We start from the raw sequence: 10375 nt of genomic DNA on the forward strand, positions 1-10375 counted from the left end.
GTCGTTGAGGGGCGATCGGGTTAAGATCACCACTAAATAATCACAAAGTGGGTATAGTATATTAAGAGGACAACAAAAGGAGATTATTATGCCACGACAAAAGAAATTACAGCGAGAATACGTCTTCCTCTCACCCAACTTGGTAGAGGCACTAGAAAAATTAGCGATAGAAAAAGGTTTCACGGCTAAGTCCGCCTTAATCCGTCACATTGTTACCGAGTACATCAACACCCATGCAAAATAAGCCCCAGATGCTTGCGACATCTAAGGCTTAAGGTTTTTTCTGTTTTATTTATGACCCTTGGAGGGGTTCACTAATGACATTATATCACAGTATCTCAGTTGATTGGGAGTTCGTTACCAAACTCTTAGGTAATCCTAATCCGACTACTATCTCAGAGTATCGGCGTGTCTTAGGTCATTCATTCCCAGTAGTTGCTGGTTATCAGATTAAGACTTCAGAAGACAAGCTAGATATCAAGTTTTCAACGCCTAAAGCTGATACAAGTGAAGTCCAGCTTATTGAGAGTCCTACTAACCGATACAATTTCATTAACTCTTGGCAAGGTGAGACGATAATTACCCATGCGTTAAAACTTGAGGAAATACCAAAACCAGAAAAAACTAACAAGGTCAAGCAATATCTAGTTAAGTTTGTATTTTTCTACAGTGATTTAGACCTACTATTTTCCTTCAAAAGTCTACCAATCCAGTTAAACCTCATCAGGCAGTTAGTCAGACACCGTACACTCAAGGTTAACCCAGACCTATCAATACCCTTCCTTAAAACTGGTGTATATGTGTTGATTGATGGTGAGGTTAAAGAACTTACCTTAGACCTTAAAGACCAAGCTGGTAAGGGTGTAGGTGGTCTAGATAAACAGTGCGGTGCATTAGGTGTTGAGTTGACAGCTAAAGCCTTTATGAATGACTGGAAGGATGATATGGGGACGGCTTATGAGAGTATTTACCCTTCTTGTTCGTTACTTTGGAAAGGTTTAAAGCAAGGTCAAACTGAGCCTATCACTAAGCGTATTGTCGAGTTTGAGAAAGGTGAGATATTACACGATTGGTGTTGCGTGTATACTAAAGGTGACGTAAATGCTAACTTTCAGATAGATTACCTCACCCATCAAAAGATGACTAAAGCAAGTAAACTACTCGGTCTAGATTACCCGGTCAAATCCTTTAATACCGTAGCATCCGTAACCAGTCGCTTAGTGGTAGATTTGATTGCTAAGACGTTAGAAGACGGTCAAGAGTTGTTTTTCGATGGTGAGGGATTAACGCAAGAAGGTAGAAATTTACTCGGTCAAATATTATTACCTCAGTCTGGTTACGCTATCAGTCAGTACGGTGGGAACGTCTCAACTCTACTCACCACAGACGGGGGTTATTGCAAACACATGACCCCTAGATTGATGAGGATACCTTCTGGGTCATTAGTGTTAGACATTGACCTTAAGGGCTGTTACATGGAGGGTATGGCTTGTCAACCTTACCCGGTAGGTAGACCGATTATAGGCGCTTTCAGGTACAAGGAAGAAAGACCAACCTTGAGAGAGTGGTTAGCTGCAACTCGTCATGACTTAGAGCCTAATTGTTGGGAGATAAGACTTTCTAATCGTGTATTGGAGGAAGTTAAGCAAGGTAAGAAAACCGTTTACAGTCGCTACCAACTCACCTTTGAACAAGACTTAATACTCTCTAAACACTTTGACTCTAAGGTGTCTGGTGATTTTGATGACGGATATGATGAGGATGGACTGTACCAAGTTGATGACTTTAGTGATGGTGATACCAATAAAGCTGATTTTCAACTCAACACACGCGAGATTACTTACGGCTTAGTTGACCATGATATTTTGCAAGCTATGGAGTGTTACTGGAAACCCTCTGAGTTAAAGGAAGTTCTCGACAATTGCGTGGTTGATACTTACTGGTACTACCCTAAGTCACAACTCACAGACTACGGTAATTTTCTATCGCGGTTCAAGCTTAAAACCAGTCCTAATTACCCTTACAATAATACATGGTGTATTGTACCTATGTACGGTATCGCTCAACCCTTCATTGACTTAAGAGCTAAGGAAAAAACAGCGAGTAAAGTAGCTTATTCTCTAGCAAAGGGTGAAAAGGTTAAAGATGATGCTAAAACCGTGTTTATGGACTTTCACGGTGATAATGAGTGGGATTACTTTGTTAATTTACCTCAAGAGAAGTTAAAGGCGATTGCCGTTGACCATGATGCGGGTCAGTACACCTTCAAAATTACCGGGTTGACTATTTATGGTAGTGCGGGTAGTTTTCACTATCAAACTGAGTTAGGTAAAAATACCAAGGTTAAAGGTGGATGGACTGAGACTTTCAATCCTAAGCACGGACACTATCTGGTAGCCAACCACATCACAGCAAGGGCGCGGTTAGCTGTTTGGTGTATGTCAAAAGTGCTATTTACCTCGGTGGTTATCACAGACGGTGGGTTTTTCAACATCAACTCAACCCGTGTTTGGGACTGGGAAGGTAAAAACAGAAAGCGTGTAGGAGCTAACGAAATTTCTAGAATGACAAACCATGAATTAACCGCGAAAGAGCTTCACAATAATGAGTTAAATATCAGAACAGTTCCCCTAGGGAATTGGGGTACGTGGAGAGTTGACGGTATAACCACTCATACCGACAAAACCCAGAGTACACACCTAGTTAATGAGTTTACCCCAGTAGCACCTGTAACGGTCAAGAATGAAGATTTAGCACAATTAGATGCAATTGCCTTTGACCAAGTAGCAACTCAGTTCTCTAAGCTTGATATATTCAGTAAAAAGCAAGTAAGGTTTGCTTCTAAGGACTTATACGGTGGGGCTGCTATCCATAGCCAGTCTAATTATATCCTTGCACCGATTGAGTTTAATGGTGAGGTTTACGGAAAGGAAAATATCAAATGGCGTGGTCAAAAAGTGAATGGTAAAGCCTATAAATCACCGCATAATCGAGATTATGACAACACTTACGAAGTACATCCTTGTGTCGCCTTCATGCGTCAATTATTGAAAGACCCCAGCAAGGTTGAACCCTTTTATGAGTTTTATACTGACTACCTGTTGAGTGTTAATCAGTTTAACGAACGTGACAAGAAGGGTCAGAGTCCTAATGAAATAACCAATGACTACGCTGACCGTGGATTTCTACCGGGTTCTCAGATGAGTAAGAGGTCATTTATCAAGATTGTATCCCTCTCAACCTTCAGGTGGCAAACACGCAGTCAATTTGAGACTTGGAAGTCGCGGGATGAAAAAATGAAGGATAAGACGGGGCTGGGTCTAGAGGGTTTCTTTATGAACCCTGATGGTACTTTTGACTACGAACGAGCCATAAAAGTCATTCAAGGTTGTATTGATGACGGTATGACTTGGGTTAACTCCTTACGTGTAGGTTATGAGCATGGTTTGATACACCCACAGCACTATATTTGGGCTGATATGTTCCCTAGTCAAGCTCACACATTCTTACCGGATAGAACTGGTATTAAGGATAAATAAACAGCACGGGTACGGTCTTTAACCTGACAGGACTCTACCCAACCCTTACGGGTTAATTAAGGTCAGGAATAACCCTAGGAGGATACTGTGGATGAGTTAATGGAAGTGATTACGGATGACGGGTCAGATTGGCGGTTTTATACTGAGGATGATGACCTCGATGAAGACTAGCTAAAAGTGAGATTACCCCTGTATATACCAGGGGTTTTCTGTTACAATAGGACTATCCCACCAAAGGTAGAAACCCATGCTGAAAACTACCAGTTTAGCTGAGTACCTGACCAACGCTCGTGAAACGCTAACAGCGGGTGAAATCTATCAAGACATGGTAGATGACCACTTGATACCACCATGCCCCACCACTGTTACTGAGTCCACTATGGATGCTATTTACTACCATGTCATAGGAGATAGAGAGGTCTCAGAGCGATCGTATGCTAATGCCTCCACCTTCACCTCTCCCCACGGAGACCCACAGTTGCGCCAGCAATGGCTCAGAGGTGTGCTAGACGCTCTGTGACGCTCATTAAGCCCTCTCAAATCACTCAAACGTACAAAGACCCCAGATGAGGTGTCAGGGGTCTAGAATCGCATTTAGAGGGTGTTTTTTTTTAACTTAAGCGGGCGCTGTCAGGTTCAAGAGCATCAAACTCAGCCCAAGCGTCTTCGGGCGGTGTATCATCCTCTACCACTGCTACCGAGGGAGCTTGTACGGGGTTGGTGTAGGTGGGGTGGAAGTCTACCGGGTCAAACTGTTCACGGGTCACGAAAGCTTGGTAAGAGTTGCTGGTTTTCAAGTCTTCTTCATTGTGTCCCAGTAAATAAGAGTACCAAGCATTTTGGGTGTATTCGTAGGGCTTAACAGTCTCCATCACTAACCCGTAAAGACAACGGATATCGTGGTAAATCTCAATACCAGCTTGTTTATATAGCTTACTCAATCTTAAAGGTAGTTCAGAGTTTAAACCCTTATTGAGTAGCTTATTTACCTGTTTGGGATTGTCATAAATCCTACCCATTTCTTTAAGTTTTTCCATCCCCTTTAACACCCATTTTGCAGGTACTGTGGTAGGTATGACGTACTCTTTGACCTTAGATAACGCTTTTTTCCTTTGACCATAGAAAGCTATTTTGTACTCTTCACCTTCCACCTCAGTAAAAGTGGTTAAAGATGTGTGTATCTCTGACATCCGCCTACCTGTAGCAAATGATAAGGCTATTGATAAATCCTTCCACATAAACTCCGGGTTATCAAGGTTAGATAGTACCTTTTTGGCGTGTTCGTACAGGTAAGAGGGACTGGTTTCAATACGGTTTCTACTGTTTTCACCTACTACCACAGCGTACTCAGCGTCAATAGCCCTTCTATCTTCCCTTTTAAGAAAGGATAAAGCCTCCAAAGCACCCTCTAACCGCTCTTCATCAATCAAACGAGCTTTAGGGTGCATCCTGACCGCATTCTTAAATATAGGGATGCCGCGCTTGATAACAGATGTGTTGGTGTGATGGTGTTTCTCAACCACTTCTAAAGCACCAGTCGCAAGAGTATCTAGCTCGATGGTTTCATCTGCCAACATACTCATAAAACGGTTTACGTCCCGGTCATAGTCATTATCACTACTGTAATGGTCTAGTACCTCTGCGTATACGGTGGCTCTGACTTGTCTTTCTGCTTCCTGTACCTTCTTTAACCCCTCTACAAGTTCATCCTTGGTCAAGCGCTTGTTTTTAGCCCCATAAGTCCCGATTAAGCAGGTAGCTAATGCTCTTACCGCCTCAGTAGTCCATCGTTTATCCCGTGGCACTGTCTCAAGGTTCACTGATAGCAAGAAGGTTAGCTTGTCCTTACGCCCCTTTACGGAGTCTTTTTCCTTGTCACAGTCCAAGATAAAGGTGGTTCCATCGCTCAGTCCAAATCGGTTATTCATGTTGGGTGTCTCCTTTTGTGTTCTATCTTTATATACCCCATTTTAATCAATTTTGTGACTGATGTCAATAGTGCGGGGGTACTTATTTTAAATCAAGGGTCAAGTGGGACTTAAATCAACCATACGCTTAGAGGGGTATAGATGGCTCTTGAGCGCGTGTGAGATGCCATAACGCACAAAGACCCCAAACGTGATGTTAGGGGTCTAGAATTGCATTTTAGAGGGTTTGGTTACTTAGAGCCTAGAAAGACCCGTAGCACCATCAGACAGACCGTAACCACACGTAGGTAGTTAGACACCAAGGGTCTGAGGGGTGATGGGGTGTGTCGGTTGCCCTTAAGGTTCCATAGCAGGTCATGGTGGATGAGCTTGTGGGCTTGAGGGGACAGAGGGACGCAATCTCGCACTACCCATTCAGAGCGTAGGTTCTTATAGTGCAGGTGGTGGGCATGGGTTGCTCGACACCATGGTTTTAACGCGCACCGCTTACCTGTAGCTGCTATGACACTATTACTTTTGGTTCGCCACATAGCGGACTGGATGTATGAGGTGTATTCGGGACTTCTAGACATTGTTGAGTACCTGTGGTGAAAAGTGGGACACTCGGGGATATCACCGGGGATGGAGGTATGTAAGGTCATCCCCTATCCCCGAATTTGAAACCTAAGCTAGGTAAGGGTTTCCACTGTTGAGCGGTTGGTCATCCCCGACCATCACCGGGGACGTGAAGCTATGCCCACAATCAGCACTCTTGCACTTGTAGCGGGTCTTAACCCCCGACTTATTGGCTCTTGTACCGTTCATGACCACCTCTGACCCACCACACTTGAGACAGTTGGGGACGGTGGATGCGGGGATAGCGGGGATGGTGTCGATCGTCTCACTAATCTCATCCGCTAGCTCTTGCCAAACATACTCCCCAAACTCAGGCAGAATCATGTAGTAGCCCTTGCGGTTTGGCTCTAGTACCAAGGCAAAGCGGTAGGCGCTAGGGTCAGTATGGTCAAGCCCTGCATCTTCATTCTTGTGGGCGCACCAGTCGGTTAGCGCATCCCCAACTTTCAGTAGGTTGGCTTTCTCTGTCTCACTCAGGTGGGAGTTAGCGACGGCATCCCGGTAGTTGTCCCCGATATGCAGGCAAACAAAATTGTTCATGTCACTCCGGTCAAACCCGCCCTTTAGGTTCCGCACGTTAGCGTTCTGACCAGTGATAACCAGTCCACAGTTCTTGTGGCTCGACTGTTTAAGCACCGCCTTGAGGTCGCTTGCTGACTTGGGGTTCTGGTCTAACGTGGTGTCAATCTCATCAAACCAAGCTAGGTAAAGGCGGTCACTAGGTGCGCTTTGCATCCGACGTTGATAATCCTTGAGACCTTGTACTGAATCGCTATGGGACTTACCTACCGCTGGGATGCTCCGATAATTCTTAACGCTATCGTGTTGCGGGTCATAGAAGTCGCATAATCCGTTGTGCATGGTGGTCAAGGCACAGACCAGGTTCTCTGCGGTGGGACTCTTGCCCGACTCAGACCCGCCAGTTATCCGTACACGCCGCCAAGTTTTCACAGTTGCTAAGAACTTGTCAGCAGTCCTCACACCACGCGGTAACTCCTCCACCTTGACCTTGGTGGGTCTGCGTAACTGAACACTCAAGGTTAACTGTGAGAATTGTCGGTTAAACTCCCAAACTGGCGTTGTGCCGTGTAGTGCATTGGTGAAAGCAGCGGTTTGCTCTAGGGAATTGTCAGTGGTCAACTCTGTCTCTTGCAGTCCAGGGTTGCGTCTGAGTGAATAGACCACCTTGAACCCAAGCTCTGTCTCTTCCCAGTGCAAAGCGTCTAGTTTGACCCCGTAGCGCCCGTAGTAGTAAGCACTGACTGAGTTAGCCATAAGAGCGATGCTGGAACCACCCGTGAACTCTACAGGCTTCTTAACTTGCTCTACTTGGGCTAGTGCGACCTGTAGCTCTGAAATAGCCAAATTGAGTAGGTCTTGTGCCTTCTTAGCTGTGGCGATCGCCTCTGATACGTCCTCATGATGGCGTACTAAATGACCATCAATAACCCCTACCAGTTCACCAGCAAGAGCCACCTTTTCAGTTTCACTTTGAGTGATTCTCTCCCCCGCTGTAAACTGCAAACCCTCTATGTAGCTCTCAAAGTCTGGGTATGGTACAGCGTCTTTAGTGATGCCCAAAAGGTAAGTAATGACCACTGCCTGAGCCTTGCACCTTAGCTCGATAGTTTGGCTTAGAACTTGCTCTTGAAGGTCTAGCCCCACATCAATTAACTCATCGAGGTTACTAATGGTCAGGTAGTTGGCTAGCTTGTCACTAAACCGCCCCTTCTTAGCGTCTATTTCTACTTTTATGACCTCTAACTGGGGCTGGCATTCTTGATAGTTCCGGTGCAAAGATTCAACGTGACAAACACACTTTCTCATAGCCACTTGGTAGCAGTCCTCTACCAGTCGGTGCGCTGTTTCCTTGTTAAACTCTAAGACCTGCTTAAGCGCTTGCTGACATGACCCAAGCTCCAAGGATTGCTCAGACAAATCGAGTTTTAACCCCTCAATCTCAGTGACCAACTGAGCCACTTGGTCTACTAGCTGACCCTTCTCATCTCCTAGGGTTACTATCTGCTTGTCTAAGACCCCTAGCGTGTCCGTGTGAGTGCCTTCGAGTGCCTCTACCTCATCTAGTACATCTCGCATACTGTGGCGCGTGGTGATGAAGCTAACCACCGCTGCTGACATCAGGTAACTTGCAGCGGACTTGTAAGGTTTAAACAACTTGTGGGGAACGAATAACACCACCGCTGACCCTACCGCTAGGACTATGGTGACAATCTGGTACTTAAGACTTATTCCTTTGACTTTGACGCTTGACATGGGTAATACTCACTGTTGGTTTATTAAGTCAACCCCTAGTTAGCGCTAGGGGCTTTACTACCTTTGAAAGGTGGTCTAGTTGTTGATGGACTCCACCATGTATTTCTGCAATATCATCTGGGTTTGGGCTTGTACCGCTTGAATCTCTGCATCCCTCTTAGCCTCTACCGCTTCAATCTTGAGGGTTAGCTGCGTGGTTTCCTTCTGTAGCCCAAGTAATTTGGTCTGTTCCTGAGTGAGTTTTTCAAGGGATTGGTCACGCTTCACAAGGTCAGTCTCTAGCTCTACCTGTTGACGGTCAAACCTGACTAACTCTTGCTGTACCTTGACCCCTTCAGTAGCGCCCTTGATGACCGATGCTTGGGCTTTGTGGAATAACTGCTTAGTCTTGCCCACCTCTGCGATATAGCTGAAACCCGCCTGGTAGAGCTTCTGTGCGCGGGTAGCTCCAGCGTAATTCTCTAACCCTACTGTAAGTTGCTCTTGAGTTGCTGTGGTGGCGATCGCCGGGTTGATAAGGTCGGTGGGGATAAGCCCCGCAAAGTCCACTTCTGGAACTGTTAGCCCACCATAGGAATCCTCTGATAGCACCACCTCACTCAGCTTTGTCTTAGACCCGCTAGCACCCGCTAACTGTTGAGCGTCCACCACAGCGCCTTTAGCCTGTGCCTTGCCTGTAGTCATAACGCCCGTTACCGCTGAAATACCACCAGCAACCGCTGACGCGCCCTCGGTGACACCATTTATGGTTTGGCGGACTTGGGCGATCGACTCAGCACCCTTGTAAAGGTTTGTGGTAGCGTCTTGGGCTAACTTAGCTGCCTTAGACCCGATGCTGGTTTTCTTGGTTTTAGTCTTAGTTACCATCTATTTTTCTCCTTTGTTTAACTCGGTTAACAGACCCTCTCTAGCATCGGCATGGAGTTGGTCAAAAGTAGTGTTGGTGTAATCCCCAGTACCGGGGTTTTCCCAGTCATCATCCCAACTAACCTCATGTTTAATAACAGTATTGTCGGGATATAACCAATAGTTAACACTGGTACAATGACGCTCACCCCAAGATAGTGAGTAGTGGGCTGTATAACCCTTTTTAACGTTGTGATAACTCATCTAACCCCCTTAAGAAATAGGCGGTATTACCCGCCCGTGTACTAGATATGCTCTCGGTCTACCGCTTCTTGAATCATGCGGACAATATAGGTAGACATTGTGAGTGTTTCTGCCTTACAAATTGCCTCAAACTTAGCTTTTAAATCAGGGTCAAGATAGACAGAGATGACCGCTTTTCGTATCATCTGCTGTTTTCTTAGATTGCGTGTAACCATTGATAGCCCTACGTTGAGTATCATGGTATTCTAACCCTTGGGAGCTAAGGAATCAGGCTCGATACGATAGAAACCCTTAGAATCCTTGGATACTTTCAACCAAAACTTCTGACCCTTGGTAGCGTCCACAAAGTCCTCAAAACTCATCTGTGTTAGTGAAGCTAAATCATCATTAACCACGCCCAAACCGTCCTCATCTTCCTCAGCGTCACCCATAGAGTCCACTTCTAACCCGTCCTCATCCAAGGTGGACTTAACGTGCTGATTGACCCATCCCATCCGCTTCAGAGCTTCCTCTAAGTCACCACCCACGCCAAACTTACCGTTAGTAGTCAGTCGAATGACCTTGGTTGTACCTGCTACCCGTCCTTTAACCTCAAACAGAAGGGATACAAAAGACCAAGGACGCATCACGGGTTCATTATTCTCAAACAGTGGGATACCCGTCTTACGGTCTGTTGCGTGAGACTCACCCTCTTTAACGTCAAACCCTTGGAAGATACCGAGGGATAAACCCTCTTTGTTGGTCGCTGGGATGAAGTCGTATGTAAAAGCCATGTGCTGCGTCTCCTAAACTTTCTACTCTTATAGTATAGGTAATGTAACGGTACATTGTCAAGTAATTTCAGATTTCTTAAGGTTTGCTTAACAATTCCCAGTTTGGTATACTGTGATACCATTTTACCCCAACGAT

Annotated in this window: 9 protein-coding genes; 3 read left to right on the forward strand and 6 right to left on the reverse strand. The window is 45.5% G+C overall.

What is annotated here, in order from left to right:
- Positions 1-88 precede the first annotated feature (88 nt).
- The 3 genes from QUA10_RS27980 to QUA10_RS27990 all read left to right on the forward strand — a co-directional run bounded on the left by QUA10_RS27980 (position 89) and on the right by QUA10_RS27990 (position 4059).
- Positions 89-244, forward strand: a complete 156-nt coding sequence (locus tag QUA10_RS27980) for a ribbon-helix-helix protein, CopG family (RefSeq protein ID WP_333085769.1) — start codon at positions 89-91, stop codon at positions 242-244.
- 73 nt (positions 245-317) lie between these two features.
- Complete coding sequence (locus tag QUA10_RS27985; RefSeq protein ID WP_333085770.1) at positions 318-3539, forward strand: hypothetical protein; 3222 nt, start codon at positions 318-320, stop codon at positions 3537-3539.
- Positions 3540-3786: 247 nt separating this feature from the next.
- On the forward strand, positions 3787-4059 hold the full coding sequence (locus tag QUA10_RS27990) for a hypothetical protein (protein ID WP_333085771.1): 273 nt from the start codon (positions 3787-3789) through the stop codon (positions 4057-4059).
- 91 nt (positions 4060-4150) lie between these two features.
- Here the strand turns inward: QUA10_RS27990 and QUA10_RS27995 are convergent, their stop codons facing one another.
- The 6 genes from QUA10_RS27995 to QUA10_RS28020 all read right to left on the reverse strand — a co-directional run bounded on the left by QUA10_RS27995 (position 4151) and on the right by QUA10_RS28020 (position 10095).
- A complete protein-coding gene (locus tag QUA10_RS27995) occupies positions 4151-5344 on the reverse strand; it encodes a protelomerase family protein (protein ID WP_333085772.1) in 1194 nt (397 codons plus the stop codon).
- Positions 5345-6130: 786 nt separating this feature from the next.
- The gene (locus tag QUA10_RS28000; protein WP_333085773.1) at positions 6131-8221 is read right to left on the reverse strand and encodes a hypothetical protein; all 2091 of its coding nucleotides are present in this window, start codon (positions 8219-8221) and stop codon (positions 6131-6133) included.
- A 210-nt stretch (positions 8222-8431) separates the two neighbouring features.
- Complete coding sequence (locus QUA10_RS28005) at positions 8432-9223, reverse strand: hypothetical protein (protein ID WP_333085774.1); 792 nt, start codon at positions 9221-9223, stop codon at positions 8432-8434.
- Positions 9224-9466 (reverse strand): hypothetical protein, encoded by a 243-nt coding sequence (locus QUA10_RS28010; protein WP_333085775.1) that lies wholly within the window; start codon positions 9464-9466, stop codon positions 9224-9226.
- Positions 9467-9507: 41 nt separating this feature from the next.
- Complete coding sequence (locus tag QUA10_RS28015) at positions 9508-9651, reverse strand: ribbon-helix-helix protein, CopG family (RefSeq protein WP_333085776.1); 144 nt, start codon at positions 9649-9651, stop codon at positions 9508-9510.
- Between the two features lie 60 nt (positions 9652-9711).
- Positions 9712-10095 (reverse strand): hypothetical protein, encoded by a 384-nt coding sequence (locus QUA10_RS28020; protein WP_333085778.1) that lies wholly within the window; start codon positions 10093-10095, stop codon positions 9712-9714.
- Positions 10096-10375 lie beyond the last annotated feature (280 nt).

Source organism: Microcoleus sp. Pol8_D6 (assembly GCF_036700965.1).
Lineage (GTDB): Bacteria > Cyanobacteriota > Cyanobacteriia > Cyanobacteriales > Microcoleaceae > Microcoleus.

What these genes read in the sequence shown, in the direction of transcription:
- QUA10_RS28000 (WP_333085773.1), bottom strand. Translation starts at nt 8,221, where the DNA reads ATGTCAGCAGCGGTGGTTAGCTTCATCACCACGCGCCACAGTATGCGA.
- QUA10_RS27980 (WP_333085769.1), top strand. Translation starts at nt 89, where the DNA reads ATGCCACGACAAAAGAAATTACAGCGAGAATACGTCTTCCTCTCACCC.
- QUA10_RS27985 (WP_333085770.1), top strand. Translation starts at nt 318, where the DNA reads ATGACATTATATCACAGTATCTCAGTTGATTGGGAGTTCGTTACCAAA.
- QUA10_RS28010 (WP_333085775.1), bottom strand. Translation starts at nt 9,466, where the DNA reads ATGAGTTATCACAACGTTAAAAAGGGTTATACAGCCCACTACTCACTA.
- QUA10_RS28005 (WP_333085774.1), bottom strand. Translation starts at nt 9,223, where the DNA reads ATGGTAACTAAGACTAAAACCAAGAAAACCAGCATCGGGTCTAAGGCA.
- QUA10_RS28015 (WP_333085776.1), bottom strand. Translation starts at nt 9,651, where the DNA reads ATGATACGAAAAGCGGTCATCTCTGTCTATCTTGACCCTGATTTAAAA.
- QUA10_RS27990 (WP_333085771.1), top strand. Translation starts at nt 3,787, where the DNA reads ATGCTGAAAACTACCAGTTTAGCTGAGTACCTGACCAACGCTCGTGAA.